The sequence below is a fragment of the Pseudoalteromonas sp. J2K-J031 genome (genome assembly GCF_058197095.2).
This window is the reverse complement of record NZ_CM200279.1, coordinates 2988257-3005912: the sequence shown is the minus strand read 5'-3', so window position 1 is coordinate 3005912 and position 17656 is coordinate 2988257. Positions and strand designations below refer to the sequence as shown.

Below are 17656 nucleotides of genomic sequence, written 5' to 3'. Positions count from 1 at the left end.
TAAATGAAATCAGGAGGCTAAGTCATTGAGCTTAAAGAAAACAAGAAGGCTTAGCCTTCTTGTTTTATAGTGAAAAATGGCCTATTTGTCCATTAATGGTTTGATATACTTAACAGGCGAGCTGCCAAAACTTAAAAACGTTTCATGGAATGCTTTTAAACTAAAATCATTGCCTAGTTTTTGCTTTTGCGTTTCTCTAAAGTCATAAATTTCACGATAGCCACTAAAGTAGCTGGTAAGTTGAACTTGGCTTAACGTGGCGCGGCGCCATTTACCTTCGGCTTCTGTGCGCTCTTGAAATGCGCCATTCATCAGTAAATCAAGGCCGTCTTCTTTACTCATATTAAGCACTTGAATGCTGTAGTCTAAAATGGTGTTACAAATAACACGTAAATTCCATTTGTAGTACATGAGCCACATTTCAGGTTCAAAATCACCATAGCCTTCTTCAAGCATCATGCGCTCAGTGTAAACTGCCCAGCCTTCAATCATGGCGCCATTGCCTAAAATACTTTTAATTAAAGAAGGTGACTGGTTAGCATAAACTAATTGAGCATAATGCCCCGGAATAGCCTCATGGATATTGAGAATTTGTAATATCCAATGGTTGTACTCTTTTAAATAAGACTCAGCTTGTTCAGCGCTCATGCCATCAAGAGGGGTTACGTTGTAGTAGGTATTTTCTTTGCTATCGTATGGACCAGGTGCACTGATGGATGCGCCGGCAAAACCGCGCATATAATCAGGTGTTTCGCGCACCACTAAAGGTTTATCGGCATCTAAAGTCAGTAAGTCTTTTTCACGAACAAATTTATCAAGCACAGGAATTTGGCGTTTAATTTCTGGCACAAACTCTTCAGCAGAAACATGCTTTACTGCTAAATGGTTAATCAGCGTTGCAATTGCTTGATTGCTATCGCTTGGCATGGTTTGGTCTGCAAAATATTTTGGCCACAATTGCGTGGTGATTTGTACCATTTCTTGTGTTACGCGAGCTTTGTCTTCTTGCGCTTTTTGATACATTTGCTTGGCGGTATAGCCCGATTGAATGTCAAATGCGAATTTTTCTTCATATAAGGCTTCGCCAATTCTAAATGAGCGAGCTGAATTGTTTGCCACGAGTTCTTTTTCAAGTTCGGTTAAAAAGTCGATATAACCTTGAACCGCTTGTTTTGTGGCATTAAAACGCTCAGTGAATAGGGCTTTATCGTTCTCGCTTAAACCTGACTTTTGCGCACGAGCTAATAAATCATCAGAAAAAACTGAGAATGCGCCTTGGTTTTGTGAGATGGCAAGCTGAGTAAACTCAAGCGTAGGTGTATCGATATTTTTTTGTGCTGCTAGGTAATATGCGGGCACGTTTTCCATTCGTTGTAATACTTTTTGTAGTTTGCTGTCTTCAGCTTCAAGGCGGCTGTTAATAATTTTGGCAAATGCACCAGCTACGTTGTAGTTTGAAGGGTTCCATTGCCAGCTTTTAAATTTTGTATGCTCCCAAATGTTTTTATCGAGCATATTTTTAATTAAGTAATAATCAGTTTTTTGGTTTTGGTTGAGCTGTTCAACATCAAATTTTGCTAAGTTTTCTAACTCTGTTTTTGTTGATGCAAGGCTTTTTGTGCGGCTGGCATCATCGGGGATTGTTAAAATATGGTCGTATTTGCCATAACCGACCCATAAAGACCATTCTGGGTTTTCTTGCCACAAGCGTTCAATAAATTGCGTTGAATAATCAGCAAAGTTTTGTTGTACTTGCTCAGCTGAAATGGTTGGAGTTGCTATGTTAGGTTCTTTTTGACAGCCGGTTAAACTTAAAGCTGCAGCTAACGATACTGCCAAGGCGGTTTTTTTTAAAATACGTGAATTCATAACAAGGGTTCGAGTAAAAAACGGTACCCAGTTATAAGGTATTTTGGCTAAATTAAAAAGGCTATTTCTTTGTATTAGCAACAAATTAAGACGAGTAACTAAGATTGACGATCACTTCATGGCAATCAGACTTTTTAAATGAGCATCAGCTAGATTCGACCTATCTTTGCCAAGTAGCGCCGATAGTGAGGCGTATTGTCGAATTATATCGGCAACGATCTTTGCAAGGGCCTTGGCTGTTGGCTATTAACGGTGCGCAAGGCTCGGGGAAATCGACTCTAAGCGCTTATTTAGTTGAGTATTTTAAGTCGGTCGAACAGCTTAAAACAGTTGTTTTATCGCTAGATGATTATTATTACTCGCCCAAGCAGCGTGCAGATGTTGCCAAGCAATACCATCCGTTATTTTGTACCCGTGGAGTTCCGGGGACGCATGATATAACTCAAGCAATTTCTGATGTTCGCACTCTTTTGGCCAAGCAACCATGTTTGCTCCCTCGCTTTGATAAAAGCCAAGATACTGTGTTTAGCCAAGACCTTTGGCAATCTGTTGATCAGCCACAAGATATTGTGATTTTTGAAGGCTGGTGCGTAGGGCTTTGTCCTGAGCCTGCCACAAATTTGCTAAGGCCAATTAACTATTTTGAACAAACATGTGACGTCGATGGCCGTTTTCGCCAGCTCGTTAATCAGCATTTAGCGGCAGAATATCAAGACTTATTTACTCTGTTTGAGCACTTAGTGTATCTAAAAATGAGTGACTTTAGTCATGTATTAGCATGGCGAAAAAAGCAAGAGCATAAATTAATTGCTAAAACTGGGAGTGGCTTAAGTGATGAGCAAGTAGAAGATTTTATTGCATATTTTGAGCGTTTAACGCGTTATGCCTTAATTTGTTTACCGCCTAAATCGGATATTATTGTTGAGGTATTACCTAATCACCAGTTGAAATTAATATAACAAAAACATTATTGCGCCTAGGATGAAACACAATAATGTTTTTGAGTTATTGGGTGCTTTTGAGGGGGTTAAGCGACTCTATTTCGCGCTTTACCTTGAATGAATGCATTGATATTAAGGGCAATTTGCGCCAATAGTCGGCTGACAGATTGCTGACTGGCCCACGCAATGTGAGGGGTTAGCAGTAGATTTGGCTTTGTGTAGCTAACTAGTGGGTTATCTTGTTGAGCGGGTTCTTGGCTTAATACATCGACAGCAGCGCCTGCAATTTGTTGCTGTGTTAATGCATTAAATAAGGCTTGCTCGTTCACAATGCCACCTCGTGCGGTATTTAATAACACAGCTGTTGGTTTTATGAGTGCAAATTCAGCTTGGTCAATCAGGTTTTTGGTCTCAGCTGTAAGGGGGCAGTGCAAAGATATAATATCGGCTTGTTGTAAGGCGTCAGTAAACGCGACTCGGCCATGTCTTGGCGTGTGATTTTTACGTTCGCTAATGAGCACCTTCATGCCAAATGCATTGGCTACTTGGCTCATGGCTTTACCGAGCTCTCCATAACCAATAATGGCAATAGTTTTACCTGCCACTTCATCAATAGGATGGTCGAGCAAACAAAAATGCTGACTTTTTTGCCATAGGCCTTGTTGGCAATCTTGAATATAACGATGCGTATTGCCAAGCAGGTTGAACAATAAACTAAAACTATGCTGCACCACGCTTGCAGTTGAGTACCCCGCAACATTACACACGGCAATCCCGCTTATTTTAGCTGCCTCTAAATCAACATTGTTAGTGCCGGTTGCTGCAATACAGATCAGTTTTAAATTTGGCAGTTGGGTCAGTGTTTCTTTTGTTAATAAAACTTTATTGGTGATAACCACATCGGCTTGTTGGCAACGTGCTAATACATCATTTGCACTGGTATGTTCGTAGCACGTTAAGCTGCTTGCTAAGGTTTTTATGGGGGCGATATCGCCTGTAGTGAGGGTTGCGTGATCCAAAATTACAATTTTCATTTTATTTAAGTTTTTTCGTAGAAACTATTGACCTTGGAGTTTACTCTAAGCTTTATACTCAGCTCAAATACTTTGGCGGTAGGTTGTTTTTGAAAGCAAGTTGTTATTCGAAAAGGAGTGCTGAACATGCAAATAGGTGAACTCGCAAAACAATTGGCTGTATCAACAGATACGCTGCGTTATTATGAAAAAAATCAATTGTTAACCGCAAGTGGTAGAACTCAGTCGGGTTATCGAATTTATGATGCTGGTAGCGTAAAGCAGCTTGAGTTTGTGCTCAGGGCTAAAAGCGTGGGTTTTACGTTAAATGAAATCAAAGAGTTATTGGCGATTAAAGTTGAAAAAGAAAATTACAGCTGCGGCGAAATAAAAGCATTCACTGCTGATAAAATGGCTGAAGTTGCAGCTAAAATTGCAGAGCTTGAGCGGTTTCATCAATCTTTAAAACTATTACACACTTCATGCTGTGGTGGGCAAGAGTCAGCCCAGCATTGTTCAATTTTATCTGCTTTGGAGAATGTTGATGACGACACTCTTAACTAATTTTTGGCAACTGTTTATGGTGTCGGCACCGTGGCTGTTGCTTGGTTTATTTATTGCCGCTCTGTTGAATGTATATTTACCCAAAGACTTTTTGAATAAGCATTTAGGTAAAGAAGGGTTTTGGACTACGGTAAAAGCGGCACTCATTGGTGCGCCTATGCCCCTGTGTTCTTGTGGGGTGATCCCTGCTGCAATTGGGCTTCGCCGCGCTGGCGCGTCAAAAAGTGCCACCACAGCCTTTTTAGTGTCAACACCTGAAACGGGCATTGATTCAATTTCGGTATCGTATGTTTTACTCGGCCCTTTTATGGCGGTTATTCGCCCAATTGCTGCCGTTGCCAGTGCAATCACAGCAGGTTTACTGGTAGGCAAAGAGAGCAAACAAGCGCCACACAATCCTGAGCATTCACATAGCCACAACGAGACAACTGCTTGCTGCGCACCTAAAAGCGAACAGCAGCCTAAAGCTGCGAGTTGCTGTGGTAGTCGCAGTGCGAAAATAGTCGCTATAGTTGAACCTGAAACGGAAGCGAAAACAAAACAATCAAGCTGCTGCGCATCGACAAGTAAGCAGGAGGCATTATCGACAACAGAAGTTAACAGCTGCTGCGCCCCTAAAACCGATGTAAAGCCTAAAAAAACCAGCTGCTGCGTAAGCCAAAACGAACCTATGGTGAGCGAAGTAGAGCCTGAAACTCAACAATCAAGTTGTTGTAACACCGGTGAGGCAGTACAAAAAGAGTCTCAATGGGCAAAGCTGAAACAGGCATTTCATTTTAGTGCCACTAAATTATTGCAAGATACTGCGGTGTGGTTACTGATCGGATTGTTTTTTGCGGCACTAATTCAAACCTATGTCCCCGAAGGGTTTTTAGCGCAGTGGGGCACAGGCCTACTTGCAATGACAGTCATGGTGTTAGTCAGTATTCCTATGTATATCTGCGCGACAGCATCAACCCCTATTGCTGCGGGTTTGTTGTTATCAGGAGTATCACCGGGTGCGGTTTTAGTGTTTATGCTCGCAGGCCCTGCGACTAACATTGCAACCTTAGGTGTGGTCGGCAAAGAGTTGGGCAAGCGCGCTTTAGCTGCTTATTTAACTGGGGTCATTGGTATGGCGCTGGTATTTGGCTATTTAACCGATTATTTAGTTGCCGAATATGGCTTTGTGGTGGCGCCAACCATAACACATGGCCATGAAGTGCTGCCTTATTGGTTAGAGTTTGGCGCTGCTTTCTTACTTGCGGGATTGTTAGTCCGATTATTGGCTATATGGCTAAAAAGCACTTTTAAACCATCAATGTAATGAAATAAAAAATAAACGCACTCCTTATATAAGTGCGTTTATTTTGTTTAATCTGAACCATAAATTATTTTAATTCAGCGACTAAGTCCATTAGATTGTCAAAGGCTTCTTTACAAGTTGGGGCGGTTGCTTCTATCTCGATTCCTCCAACCGAACCTTTAACCGTGCAACTTCCTTGTAACTCATGTTCTAAACCGCCAGTTATAGCTAGTTTTTGATTAATAGACACAACTTTAAATTCTAATCCTTGTGCGGATAAATCATTTTTAAATAACTCTATGGTGTCAATGACTTCAGGAGAGTCTTGAAGTAACTTATTTAATAACTGTGGGCTTATTTCTTTTATTTGATCTTCAGCGACAACGGCTGTACTTAATGCTGCGGTAAAAAGTATCAGTGGTAATAATTTTGTAGTCACTTATGTCTCCTTGTAGTTTAATGAATTCACATCCCTGTACCTTTTTTAACTGTATCTTTTTTGTTTTTTACGGTCAACTTGTTTTGTCTGTTTTATGGTGTCACTTTAATTTAAACTGACAAATTTTCAGCTTTTCTTCAGCTTTATTTCATATCAAATATAAGTAAAACATGGTGATATCTCTTATCTGTAAAAATTAGGAGGTACCACCAATGAAATTAAATTTAGTTTTCTCTACGTTACTTTTATCAAGTCTATTTATCATCCCCTCTGTTGATGCCAAAGAAGCCATTGGGTTAGCGCACGCCCAAACAGTGAGTGTAAGTGAGAAGCAGTATCTTGGTTTTTCTTATCCTAACCAACGCCAAAATGCCATTAGCCTCACGTTTGATGATGCCAGGCAAAGCCAAATTGATGTGGGTTTGCCTTTGCTTGATAAACATAATGTCAAAGCCACTTTTTATGTAGTGCCCGATGCGGTTGAAAATCGCTTGGCAGGTTGGAAACGGGCGGTAAAAAGTGGCCATGAAATTGCGAACCATACTGCTAACCACGTGTGTAGTGGTAACTTTGAATGGCTGCGCCAAAAAGGGTTAGGGTTAGAGCAGGTTAGTTTAGCGTGGTTGGCTGAAGACATGGATATTACCACTCGTTATCTTGAAGATAAGCTGGGCGTAACAGCCACCGGGTTTGCTTATCCATGTGGCCATACCTTTGTTGGTCAAGGCACACAAACCCAAAGCTATGTGCCGCTGGTGGCGCAAAAATTTAAAGTGGGCCGTACGTGGAATGACGAAACCGGTAATAACCCCAATTATGTTGATATGGCGCAAGTGGCTGCGGTACGTATGGATGGCATGAGCTTTGAACAGCTCAAAGAGCTAATTGAATTTATGCGAGTTAATAATTCATGGATTGTGCTGGCTGGGCATGAAGTGGGGGAGGGTGATTGGTATACGGTCGATAGTCAAGTGCTTGAGCAATTAATCGCTTATTTGAAAGATCCTAAAAATGGTTTTTGGCTCGATACGGTGGCCAATGTGGCCGACTATATTGAGCAAAAAAGAGCACACAGCGCAGCCAAAAGTGATTCATCTCAAGTGCGTACAGGTCTTTAATTTGTATGCTAGAGTCGGGTTTATTGTCAGCGATTAAATTTTGGAGCGACTGTGATAAACCCAACAAAAATTATAAAAACAGCCACTTGGTTATCTGCCGCGTGGTTTGCTAATCCCTTATTGGCAGTTGATTATGAACAGTTGCCAAGCCTTGCAATCAGCCATTCTGTGCAATCGGTTGTTGAAAATGCCACGATCCCTTGGGCTATGGTGCAATTACCTTCGGGCCAGTTATTAGTTACAGACCGTAATGCAAAGTTATTGTTGCAAAGTGATACAGGTAAAGGGGTTGAAATCTCTGGTTTACCTAACATTCATGTTCATGGCCAAGGCGGGTTATTAGACTTAGCCTTGCATCCTGATTTTGCGACCAATCAGTGGCTTTATTTTACTTATTCAAGCCCTGAAGGCGCAGGTGAAGGTAGCCATACCGCATTAATGCGCGCAAAGCTTGATAGTAAAAAAAAGCAGTTAACTGAGCACCAGCTGCTTTATAAAGGCGAAGGGAATACTCAAAAAGGCCAGCATTATGGCAGCCGGATTGCATTTGATGACAAAGGATATGTTTATTTTTCAATTGGCGATCGTGGAGCCCGTGATATAAACCCGCAAGATTTAAGTCGTGATGGTGGCAAAATTTATCGCTTACATGACGATGGCCGTATACCAGGCGATAATCCTTTTGTAAATCAAGCTACAGCTAAAAAAGCGACGTGGTCATATGGTCATCGTAATCCACAAGGTATGTGGTTTGATAGCGCCTCTAAAACACTTTGGGCGCATGAGCATGGGCCAAAAGGGGGCGATGAACTCAATTTAATCGAACCGACAAAAAATTACGGCTGGCCTGTTGTGAGTTACGGTGTTAATTATAATGGGTCGAGCTTTACAGATTTAACTGAGCAAGCAGGTATGCAAGCACCGGTAATGAATTGGACACCGTCAATCGCGCCATCAGGTATGGCCTATGTGGATAGTGATAAATACCCAAGTTTGAAGGGGAAATTATTAGTCGGTTCAATGAAATTTAGTTTTATCAGTGCCCTTGATATTAAAAATGGCCAAGTCATCAAGCAAGATAAAGTGTTTGAAGGCGTTGGCCGAGTACGTAGTGTGTTACAAGGTCACGATGGTTATTTATATGTGGGTCTTGATGGCCAAGGTGTTGTGCGCATTGTGCCTACGCCTTAATGTAATGCCATAAAGCAACTAAATTGCAGTAATAAAAAAGGTTGAACTGAGTTCAACCTTTTTTATTTTTTATAACGATAGTTTTATTTTTATTGTGCAAACTTATAGTTGTTGGCCTTTTAGTTTTTCTTTCGCTTCTTCTAATTTACTAAAGTCTAATCCTAGCTCTTCAATCGCTTCTTTAATTAAATGAGGCTGCGTCATAACTAGCCCCATTAGTTGTTGTAGTTTTTCAGGTGCAATCCCTAATTGCTGAACCAAGCTCATCGCCATAAATGGGTTTTCAGTAAATGATTGGAACAATTCACGAGTTTGCTGCTCGCTGACATTGTGTTCTTTTAAAATTGCGATAATTGGATTCATAACAGACCTTGGTTGCGAATTAAATAATGTTGATAACTTATTTATATGGGCGCATTGCGCAAGTTTAAAGCCTGTTACATTTTTTTATCAAAATAAAAGAGCAGAGCTTGGTGATGCCAAACCAAGGCCTGTATTACTTTTGTTTTCATTTGTCGGTATTGGCATGCAAGCCTTCATTTTTATGCACTTATACTGTGCTATTTCTTCCTATTTTTAGAGCTTTAATAACGCTAAATAACCCTTGAGAAGGGCTATCTAAAACTCACTCATCAAACATTAATGTAAATGATATCTATTATCATTGTTGATCTGTTTTTTATTAAAGTGTAATATATTTTTTAAATAAAATTTATTACTTTTTAAACGTGTATGGATAACGCAATGAATACAATAAGAAATATCGCTCTGTCTTTTGTCGCTGCGGCAGTATTAGCGGGTTGTGGTGGTGATGATGGAAAAGATGGTATCGCGGGCGCTCAAGGTGTTGCGGGTCAAAATGGCGTAGATGGTGTAAATGGAACAAGTGTGTTTGTAACTACGCAAGATGTAATCAAAACGAATGCGCAACATGCATATGCGGTTTATGCCGATTCATTAATTGCAGCCAAAGCACTTAAAGAGCAGTTAGCTGTATTTGTTGCCAATCCAAGTGATGAAAATTTTTCATTGGCTAAAAAAGCATGGTTAGCGGCACGCGAACCTTATGGACAGTCTGAGGTGTTTCGTTTTCGTGAAGGCCCAATTGATAACTTAACCAAAGATGCTGCGGGTAACTGGGTATTAGAACCTGAAGCAGGCCCTGAGGGGGCGATTAATGCATGGCCTTTAGCTGAAGCATTAATTGATTACACGCAAGATATGGATGGGTTACAAAACCCTGAAAACCCAAGCACTTTACCTGCTGGTGGTAATATTATTGCCGATATCGAAAGTTTTCCGGTTATTGATAAAGCAACCATTCAAGCGCAGTTTGAACGCGGTGATGATGAAGCGAATGTGACTTCTGGTTACCATGCAATTGAGTTTTTATTGTGGGGCCAAGATTTAAACGCCGATGGAACGTATACTGCGAACCGTGATTATTCAGCTGGTTATCGTAAAGCCACTGATTTTTATACGATTGAAAATCAAATGGGCCAATGTACCTCAGGTGAAGCGGGAGCTGCCAACGCTATTTGTGTTCGTCGTAGTCAGTATCTACTGGCCGCTGCAGATTTACTGATTGATGATTTGAAATCAGTGGTTGATGCATGGACACCGGGAACCGGTTTTCATTACCAAACATTTATTAAAGAAGAAACTCAAAAACAATCTCTTGCTAAAATTCTAGAAGGAATGGGTCGCTTAAGTTATGGCGAATTAGCAGGCGAGCGAATGAGTATTGCCCTTCGCACAGACTCTCAAGAAGATGAGCATTCGTGTTTTTCTGATAATACCCACCGTGATATTTTCTTAAATGCTAAGGGCATTCAAAACGCCTTTAATGGCCAATACACGCGTTTTGATGGCGAAGTATTACAAGGTGCGAGTATTTATAACTTGCTGGTTGTAGCGGGTAAGCCAGAACTTGCAAATAAGTTACGCGGTGCACTTGAAGATACCATGGCAAAAGCGGCGGTCATTGATACTACAGCAAAACTGGGTTATTCATTTGATGTGCAAATTCAACAACCTGAACTTAAAGGTGCAGTCACAAATACCATTGAAGCACTCAAAACCCAAACGCAGGTCATTAAAGAAGTGATTGAAGCGTTAGGAGTTACTACGGGTGATTTAGAGGGCGATACGGACGAATTTGGCGGTTAAATTAAGTTAATAGATTAGCCCATCCATTGGATGGGCTTTTTGCGTTTAGCAAAGTTTATTATTCAGGGTGTGTGGGTTAGTAATGAAAAAAAATGTCGTTCTATTGTCGTTTACAGTATGGATAAGCGCCTGTGGGGGCTCTGATGGCCAAGATAAAGTAGTTGAAGTGTCTGTGCCAGTAACGCCTCCGGTTGTGACTGTGATGCCGGGGCAGCCTGATGACGGTTTAGCACCTTTAAATGCAACAACGCCCGATCCAAAAGAGCATTTATCTGGTGGTGAAGTGACAACGCAAGTAATCAATCAGGATGCATTTAGTCAATCGGCACCGGCTATTCGCAGTGATTTTGAACTCGATGGGGTGTTTAAGTCGGGCGATCATTTATTTCGTGGGGTACATGCGGGTCAAGGGCCATTATTTAATAATCCAACATGCCAAGGTTGCCACATTAAGGATGGCCGTGGTGAAGTACCAAGTTCACCCAATGAACCAATGACAAGCATGTTTTTACGCATTAGTGATGGGCAAGGTCAACCCGATTTAATCTATGGCGATCAAATTCAAACCTTTGGTATGCAAGCGGGTCAATCCCAAGGGGTATTGCCCAAGCATCGAGGCGCACTTGATGAGGGCATTGCATATGGAGAAGCCTATGCATGGGTTGAATATCAAACAATAGAAGGCCAATTTGATGACGGCCAAACTTACCAATTACGTAAACCAATTTATAAAGTGAAAGATCTCGCCTATGGCGATTTTAACCCCGATGTACGTTTGTCACCCCGTGTGACACCGAGCATTTTTGGCTCCGGGTTATTACATGCCATTCCAGAAGCATACATTACCAGTTATGCCGATCCTGATGATATTGATGGCGATGGTATTTCTGGTCGAGCGGTGTTTACGACTGAGCCTATCTCAGGGCAAAAAAAATTAGCACGTTTTGGTTATAAAGCCGTTACGGCTTCAGTACTTGAGCAAATATCAGGTGCGTATAGAGGTGATATGGGCATTACCAATATTGTTGCACCGCAAGAGTCATGTACTTCAGAGCAAGCGGCTTGTCTGGCGCAAGCGCAACTTGAGCAAGATAAAGAACAAGATGGCCTTGATTTAAGTATTTTGGCCCTCGCGCAGGTTGAATTTTATAACCGTTTACTGGCTGTGCCGGTGCGCCGAGGTTTTGATAGCGCCAATCAAATATGGCAAGCCGATGTTGTTGCAGGGCGAGCATTGTTTTTTGCAGCCCAATGTGCCAGTTGTCATATTCCACGGCATAAAACTGGCGAAGCTGAGGCCAGTTTATTGGGGGATGCAGGGTTACTTGATGTTAACTCGAGCCATACGCCAATAGCGGCATTAAGTGATCAAGTTATTTATCCTTACACTGATTTACTGCTGCACGATATGGGAGGTTCTTGCGCCGCAATTGCGCGTGAAACCGCGCAAGGTGAAGCGTGTACCGAAGGTGCGCAGTGTTATTGGGTGCAGCGCTGTGAAGGCCTTGCTGATGATCGCCCCGAAGGTAGCGCAAGTGGAACTGAATGGAAAACGCCATCACTTTGGGGTCTTGGCCTTGTTAATACTGTAAATGCTAGAGCAACGTATTTACATGATGGCCGTGCTCGTAATGTGAGTGAAGCGATTTTGTGGCACGGTGGCGAGGCTGAAAAAGCCAAGGCCCAGTTTAAAGCCATGAGTGCCAACGAGCGCCAACAGCTGCTTACTTTTTTAACATCGTTGTAAGTTGTACAGATGAAAAACGTATCGATAGTCGTGGTTTTATGTTTGCTTGGCGCGTGTTCTAAACAATCGGATGTACCCGAGTTTAACGTCAGTGAGCTGCGCCCAGGTGGCAGCGCAACGTTGGCAAACATTAATACACGTACCTTTATTCACCCATCGGGTAATTTGTCGATTGATGATGAATTAGAATTTTGGGATGGTTTGTCGTTCTTTCGAGACCCTTGGGTTGCATCACCGGCCATTACCGCAGACCGAGATGGGTTAGGGCCGCTCTATAATGCGCGTTCATGCAAAGCATGTCATAGCCGAGGCGGTCGTGGGCGCTTGGCAGCAGAAGGTGTGTCGAGTCCAATGGCCTTGTTGTTTCGTTTAGGTCATGGTGAAAAGCAAGAGGCTGATGCAACGTATGGGGCTCAGCTACAAACCTTTGCCGTGCTGACTCCTACACATAACGTAAAGCTGCATGCTGAAGGGCAAATCGAGCTGCAATATGACATGATTGAAGGTCAATTTGATGACGGCACGTCTTATACACTGCGTAAGCCCAATTATCGATTGGTCAACTTAAGCCAAGGGCCACTGGCCGCAACAACACAATTATCGCCGCGTTATGCCCCTGCGATTTATGGTATGGGATTGCTTGATGCAATTGATCCCGCGGATTTAACCGCCCTAGAAGATGAAACCGATACCGATAAAAATGGGATCAGCGCACGCTACAACCGGGTACCGAATGTGCTTACTGGGCAGTTTGAACTTGGGCGCTTTGGGTTTAAAGGATTGCACCCAACCCTAAATCAGCAAATAGCCAGTGCGTTTATCAATGATATTGGTATCACTAATCCCTATTTTCCAAAAGAAACTTGCGAGCCGACTCAAAGTGCGTGTGTATTAGAGTCAAAGCGTGTGCGCGGTGAAGAACTTCCCGAAATTCCGATGAAATTATTGCGCACCACTGAGTTTATGAGTGCTCATGTTGCAGTACAACCAACACGTAAATTAAAGAGCCCTCAAGCGCAGCAAGGGCGCGCACTCTTTTACCAATTAGGTTGCCAAGGGTGTCATCAACCCAGCTTTGTAACGCGCAATGATTACGAACTGCCTGAGCTAGCAGGACAAACAATCTGGCCTTACAGTGACTTAGCTTTGCATGACATGGGCGAAGGGCTTGCAGATGGCAAAGTTGAATACCAAGCAACCGGCCGTGAATGGCGTACCGCACCACTGTGGGGAATTGGATTACAACAACGGATCCAAGGTTATCAAGGCTTTTTACATGATGGCCGAGCACGCACTATTAGCGAGGCCATTTTATGGCATGGGGGTGAAGCGAAGGCTTCGCAGCAAGGTTTTATTGCTTTACCTGCTGATGATCGCGCAGCACTCCTCTTTTTTCTTGAGCAAATTTAATTCGAGTATATACAGGAACAAACATGAAAACATTATTACTTGTGATGATAAGCACCATCTTGTTGGCTGCTTGTGGTGGTAGCGGCAACAAAGCACAGATACCCCCAGTCGTAGTTGAGCCGCCTGTTGTAGTGGTAAAAACCAAAGATGAAGCAATGGCTGCGGTATTGGTTGCGCTCGCAGATGAGGTGATTGTGCCAAGTTATCAGCAATTATTAGCGCGTAGTACTGAATTTGAAATTGCAGCCACTCAGTTTTGTTCGCTCAGTGACCCTACACAACCAGAGCTTGATATATTACGGACTAGTTGGCTTAGTTTAAATGCTAGCTGGCAAGCCACTCGGCCGACAAAGCTTGGGCCTATTTTTAAAGAATTTCGCTATTCACGTTTACAAACTTGGCCTGATAATAATGCGGCAGTAGCTCGAGGTGTCGCCACATTGCTCGCCATTAACCCGATCACCGCACAAGCTGTTGCTCAAACCCAAGATGGCGGCCAAGGCTTGCCTGCTTTAGAGTATCTGCTTTATCCAGAGCAAGCAGATCAAAGCATGCTAAGTGCGTCAAACAAAAGCGAACGTTGCTTAGTAGTAATGGCGGTTGCTGCAAATGTCAAAATTATTGCCCAAGAACTTGTTAATGGCTGGGGTGCTAATGAGGGGAATTATCGAGCTCAGTATACTCAGGGCACTGGCGATTTCGTCTCACCCCAAGATGCGATTGAAGAGCAGCTAACCAATTGGTTTGAATTGGTCGAAATTATCACTGATAACAAAATAGGTAAAGCATTAGGGGTGTTAGCTCCTGGAGTGTTAAAAAATGCAGAGCAATTTCGTAGTCAAAGCTCGCTTGCCAATATTAAATATAACCTCCAAGCATTAGAGCAGGTGTATTTGTCGAAAAATGGCTATGGTTTTGATGATTATTTAATTGAAATTCACCAGGCACAGAGTCTAGATATCAGTATTAAAGAGGCCTTTTCTGAGGCGTTTAAAGCATTGGCAAATGTCAACGCCCCATTAGAAGAAGCGATAGCTACCAACGAAGGGCGAGAACAATTGATGGCTTTGAGCGATAAAGTCAAAGCATTACGTACTATTATGGCCAGCGACTTCGTGCAAACCACGGGGTTTAATCCAAGCTTTAATTCGAACGATGGTGACTAATATGCTCAAGCTTCTTACTAGGCGACGCTTTTGCCAATCGGTTTTAGGATTGGCTGGGTTGAGTATTTTGCCAAGTTGTAGTTTACAACGTGAGCAGCAGTTTGTGAGTGCTTATAGCAATACTGAAGGGCAGCATTTTGTGGCGGTATTTAATCAATCTGGCGCAATGTTAAGTGAGGTTGAAATCCCGCTTCGTGGTCATGATATTGCGATATCACCCCAGCAACCGTTTAGGGTAATTGCTTTTTCACGCCGTCCGGGCGAGTACCTTTATGATATCGATTTAAATAAAGGGGTGATCACACACATTGTTAAGGCCAATGATGGTCGACACTTTTTTGGTCATGGCGTGTTTAGCCCTGATGGTCAGTACTTATTTACGACTGAAAATGATTACCAAAATCAGCAAGGCAAAGTAGTGGTGAGGGATGCGCAATCTTTGGCTGTTATCAAAGAATTTAACAGTGGTGGTGTGGGTCCTCATCAGTTAGCTTGGCTCAATGATGGTAAAACCTTGGTGATTGCTAATGGGGGAATTGCCACTCATCCTGATACACCGCGCGAAAAACTCAATATATTGACCATGGCACCCAATCTCACGTATTTACAAAGTGAGTCGGGTACGATATTGCAGCAGTTTTCCCCACCTCATCATCAGTTAAGCATTCGTCATTTGGCGGTAAATAAGGACGATAAAGTGATTATTGCGATGCAATATGAAGGGCCCAAACGTGATGTACACTCTTTAGTTTATAGCCAGCAAGGCGCAGAGCCAATGGCCGCGTGTTTGGCTTCAGGTGCACTGTGGCAAAAAATGCAGCAATATACGGCCAGTGTTTGTATCGACCATGCTATTAATGTCGCAGCGGTGAGTTGCCCGCGAGGTGGATTTGTCAGCTTTTGGGATTTAAGTAGCAATCAGTTGATTGATACCTATCAAATTCGAGATTGCGCAGGAGTCACTTTGGCTAAAAATGGTTTTTTATTAAGTAATGGCAAAGGCGAGATTGCGCATGTAGCTCCATTTTTAGTGACAGAAAAAGTGACAAGGCACCATCTGGGTTATAAATGGGATAATCACATGCAAACCCTAAAAGAGTCATTGGTTTAATGTAAAGTACCTTAGAATATTAACTTTCTTCGGTACTAGTTAACTGGTACGATTTGTTAATCTTCGCCTAGTCTAATCAAGCAGGTTAGAATAGAGCTCAAATTTTTAATTGGTGTAATAAGAGTAATGACACAGGCAGTAGATCTATTTGCAGATATTCGCCCATATAATGATGATGAGGTCAGTGCATCAATTCAGCGTTTAGTGAATGATAATGCGTTTATCGATTTGATCGCAAAACATAATCTACCGAGTTGGTTGGTGCCTTTTCGTAATCTACTGACACCGTTACTGAAGCGTTATTTGGCAAAAAAGTGGTCGAAGTTTAAAACCATTGAACAAATACAACAGGTTGTGGCGCATTATTTAGGCCGCGTGATTGATCAAACAACATCAAAAGTAACCTTTTCAGGTCTTGAGCATTTAGATAAAAAACAAGCTTATTTATTTATATCCAATCACCGGGATATAGCCCTTGATCCGGCATTAATTAACTGGGGTTTGCACACTCACCAAATGAATACGGTACGCATTGCCATCGGTGATAACTTATTGCAAATACCCTATATCACCGAGTTAATGAAACTAAATAAAAGCTTTGTGGTAAAGCGTTCTGTAAAAGCGCCAAAAGAAATGCTCAGAGCGTTATCACAGTTGTCGGCTTACATTTATGACTCGTTGCAAAATAATCACTCAATTTGGATCGCGCAACGAGAAGGTCGCACTAAAGATGGGGACGACCAAACCGATCCGGCATTACTTAAAATGCTACAACTCAATGGGCGTAAGCAAAAAATGGAGTTTGCAGATTATGTTCGCGAGTTAAAAATTGTTCCTGTTTCAATTTCATATCAATTTGAACCTTGTGCCATTGCAAAAGCAAAAGAGCGCTATCACAAAAACACCTTTGGTGAATATAAAAAAGCAGCCGGTGAAGACATCGAAAGCATTATGGAAGGTTTTCGTTCAAGTAAAGGGCATATTCATGTTGCGTTTGGTCAACCAATTACCTCAGAGTGTGATAATCCAGAGTTATTAGCACAGACAATTGATAAGCAAATTTTATCATCTTACTTTTTACACCCAGGTAATTACCTGGCTGCAAACATTGATGTTGAGCAGATTGAACCTGCGCAAAAAGAGCTGTTTGAAGAGCGTATGGCGCAGGTGCCTGAAGAACTTAAAGAGCTCGTTTTAGCAATGTATGCAAAGCCTGTATATAAGCAAGCAGACCAACATTTATAATAGAAAAAGCTACTTCGGTGGCTTTTTTCTTATTTGACAGAGCATAAAAGAGGTTTACCGTTCTTGCATAATAACCCTGACAGCATAAAAATGTTCAACTAAGATTAATTGGTTATGAACTAAGGTGCAGTGGTATGCAGCAGATTGAAATATTTGAAATCCCAAGCCCCTGCATTGATGTATGTCAGACGAATACGAGAGGTTACTGCATCGGTTGCTTTCGTAGTCGAGATGAGCGTTTTAATTGGCAAAAAATGTCTGATGCGGACAAAAAACAGGTAATTCAACTCTGCTTGCAGCGTAAACGGCGTTCAGAACAAAAACCAAATCTAAATTTAGCCAAGCAACAAGGTGAGCAACGTGATTTTAATTTTTAAGGATAAATCAG

At 42.1% G+C, this 17656-nt stretch carries 16 protein-coding genes; 12 read left to right on the top strand and 4 right to left on the bottom strand.

The window, feature by feature from the left end:
- Nucleotides 1-81: 81 nt before the first annotated feature.
- Nucleotides 82-1869 carry a DUF885 domain-containing protein gene (locus tag AC3KZC_RS13570; protein WP_490577091.1) on the bottom strand — a complete coding sequence of 596 codons (1788 nt, stop codon included), beginning with the start codon at nt 1867-1869 and terminating at the stop codon, nt 82-84.
- Nucleotides 1870-1973: 104 nt separating this feature from the next.
- Between AC3KZC_RS13570 and AC3KZC_RS13565 the strand changes: the two genes are divergently transcribed.
- Nucleotides 1974-2828 carry a kinase gene (locus AC3KZC_RS13565; protein WP_490577092.1) on the top strand — a complete coding sequence of 285 codons (855 nt, stop codon included), beginning with the start codon at nt 1974-1976 and terminating at the stop codon, nt 2826-2828.
- 68 nt (nt 2829-2896) lie between these two features.
- Here the strand turns inward: AC3KZC_RS13565 and AC3KZC_RS13560 are convergent, their stop codons facing one another.
- Nucleotides 2897-3844 carry a D-2-hydroxyacid dehydrogenase gene (locus AC3KZC_RS13560; RefSeq protein WP_490577093.1) on the bottom strand — a complete coding sequence of 316 codons (948 nt, stop codon included), beginning with the start codon at nt 3842-3844 and terminating at the stop codon, nt 2897-2899.
- A 126-nt stretch (nt 3845-3970) separates the two neighbouring features.
- On the opposite strand from AC3KZC_RS13560, the gene zntR reads away from it, so the two are divergent.
- Both zntR and AC3KZC_RS13550 read left to right on the top strand, forming a co-directional pair.
- Nucleotides 3971-4387: a Zn(2+)-responsive transcriptional regulator gene (gene zntR / locus AC3KZC_RS13555; RefSeq protein ID WP_490577094.1), complete on the top strand. Its 417-nt coding sequence runs from the start codon at nt 3971-3973 to the stop codon at nt 4385-4387.
- Nucleotides 4368-5693, top strand: coding sequence for an SO_0444 family Cu/Zn efflux transporter (locus AC3KZC_RS13550; protein ID WP_490577095.1), 1326 nt, complete (start codon nt 4368-4370; stop codon nt 5691-5693). Before zntR ends, AC3KZC_RS13550 begins: the two co-directional genes overlap by 20 nt.
- 64 nt (nt 5694-5757) lie before the next feature.
- On the opposite strand, the gene AC3KZC_RS13545 is transcribed toward AC3KZC_RS13550, so the two are convergent.
- A complete protein-coding gene (locus AC3KZC_RS13545; protein ID WP_490577096.1) occupies nt 5758-6111 on the bottom strand; it encodes a hypothetical protein in 354 nt (117 codons plus the stop codon).
- 212 nt (nt 6112-6323) lie between these two features.
- Here AC3KZC_RS13545 and AC3KZC_RS13540 point away from each other — a divergent pair, with 212 nt between their 5' ends.
- A complete protein-coding gene (locus tag AC3KZC_RS13540) occupies nt 6324-7229 on the top strand; it encodes a polysaccharide deacetylase family protein (RefSeq protein WP_490577097.1) in 906 nt (301 codons plus the stop codon).
- Nucleotides 7230-7298: 69 nt separating this feature from the next.
- The gene (locus AC3KZC_RS13535) at nt 7299-8420 is read left to right on the top strand and encodes a PQQ-dependent sugar dehydrogenase (protein WP_490577117.1); all 1122 of its coding nucleotides are present in this window, start codon (nt 7299-7301) and stop codon (nt 8418-8420) included.
- Nucleotides 8421-8522: 102 nt separating this feature from the next.
- On the opposite strand, the gene AC3KZC_RS13530 is transcribed toward AC3KZC_RS13535, so the two are convergent.
- Complete coding sequence (locus AC3KZC_RS13530; RefSeq protein WP_490577098.1) at nt 8523-8783, bottom strand: DUF2999 family protein; 261 nt, start codon at nt 8781-8783, stop codon at nt 8523-8525.
- Nucleotides 8784-9164: 381 nt separating this feature from the next.
- Here AC3KZC_RS13530 and AC3KZC_RS13525 point away from each other — a divergent pair, with 381 nt between their 5' ends.
- The 7 genes from AC3KZC_RS13525 (at nt 9165) to AC3KZC_RS13495 (ending at nt 17645) form a co-directional block, all read left to right on the top strand.
- Complete coding sequence (locus AC3KZC_RS13525) at nt 9165-10589, top strand: imelysin family protein (RefSeq protein WP_490577099.1); 1425 nt, start codon at nt 9165-9167, stop codon at nt 10587-10589.
- An 82-nt stretch (nt 10590-10671) separates the two neighbouring features.
- Nucleotides 10672-12336, top strand: coding sequence for a di-heme oxidoreductase family protein (locus AC3KZC_RS13520; protein WP_490577100.1), 1665 nt, complete (start codon nt 10672-10674; stop codon nt 12334-12336).
- A 9-nt stretch (nt 12337-12345) separates the two neighbouring features.
- On the top strand, nt 12346-13746 hold the full coding sequence (locus AC3KZC_RS13515) for a di-heme oxidoreductase family protein (RefSeq protein ID WP_490577101.1): 1401 nt from the start codon (nt 12346-12348) through the stop codon (nt 13744-13746).
- 23 nt (nt 13747-13769) lie between these two features.
- Nucleotides 13770-14912: an imelysin family protein gene (locus tag AC3KZC_RS13510; RefSeq protein ID WP_490577102.1), complete on the top strand. Its 1143-nt coding sequence runs from the start codon at nt 13770-13772 to the stop codon at nt 14910-14912.
- Between the two features lies 1 nt (nt 14913).
- Nucleotides 14914-16023, top strand: a complete 1110-nt coding sequence (locus AC3KZC_RS13505; RefSeq protein WP_490577103.1) for a DUF1513 domain-containing protein — start codon at nt 14914-14916, stop codon at nt 16021-16023.
- A 126-nt stretch (nt 16024-16149) separates the two neighbouring features.
- Nucleotides 16150-17268: a lysophospholipid acyltransferase family protein gene (locus tag AC3KZC_RS13500; RefSeq protein WP_490577104.1), complete on the top strand. Its 1119-nt coding sequence runs from the start codon at nt 16150-16152 to the stop codon at nt 17266-17268.
- Between the two features lie 134 nt (nt 17269-17402).
- Entirely contained in the window at nt 17403-17645 is a 243-nt protein-coding gene (locus tag AC3KZC_RS13495; protein ID WP_490577105.1) for a DUF1289 domain-containing protein, read from the top strand.
- Nucleotides 17646-17656 lie beyond the last annotated feature (11 nt).

Coding starts and splice junctions, on each gene's coding strand:
- AC3KZC_RS13570 (WP_490577091.1), bottom strand. CDS start 1,869: ATGAATTCACGTATTTTAAAAAAAACCGCCTTGGCAGTATCGTTAGCT.
- AC3KZC_RS13560 (WP_490577093.1), bottom strand. CDS start 3,844: ATGAAAATTGTAATTTTGGATCACGCAACCCTCACTACAGGCGATATC.
- zntR (WP_490577094.1), top strand. CDS start 3,971: ATGCAAATAGGTGAACTCGCAAAACAATTGGCTGTATCAACAGATACG.
- AC3KZC_RS13550 (WP_490577095.1), top strand. CDS start 4,368: ATGACGACACTCTTAACTAATTTTTGGCAACTGTTTATGGTGTCGGCA.
- AC3KZC_RS13540 (WP_490577097.1), top strand. CDS start 6,324: ATGAAATTAAATTTAGTTTTCTCTACGTTACTTTTATCAAGTCTATTT.
- AC3KZC_RS13530 (WP_490577098.1), bottom strand. CDS start 8,783: ATGAATCCAATTATCGCAATTTTAAAAGAACACAATGTCAGCGAGCAG.
- AC3KZC_RS13525 (WP_490577099.1), top strand. CDS start 9,165: ATGAATACAATAAGAAATATCGCTCTGTCTTTTGTCGCTGCGGCAGTA.
- AC3KZC_RS13520 (WP_490577100.1), top strand. CDS start 10,672: ATGAAAAAAAATGTCGTTCTATTGTCGTTTACAGTATGGATAAGCGCC.
- AC3KZC_RS13515 (WP_490577101.1), top strand. CDS start 12,346: ATGAAAAACGTATCGATAGTCGTGGTTTTATGTTTGCTTGGCGCGTGT.
- AC3KZC_RS13510 (WP_490577102.1), top strand. CDS start 13,770: ATGAAAACATTATTACTTGTGATGATAAGCACCATCTTGTTGGCTGCT.
- AC3KZC_RS13505 (WP_490577103.1), top strand. CDS start 14,914: ATGCTCAAGCTTCTTACTAGGCGACGCTTTTGCCAATCGGTTTTAGGA.
- AC3KZC_RS13500 (WP_490577104.1), top strand. CDS start 16,150: ATGACACAGGCAGTAGATCTATTTGCAGATATTCGCCCATATAATGAT.
- AC3KZC_RS13495 (WP_490577105.1), top strand. CDS start 17,403: ATGCAGCAGATTGAAATATTTGAAATCCCAAGCCCCTGCATTGATGTA.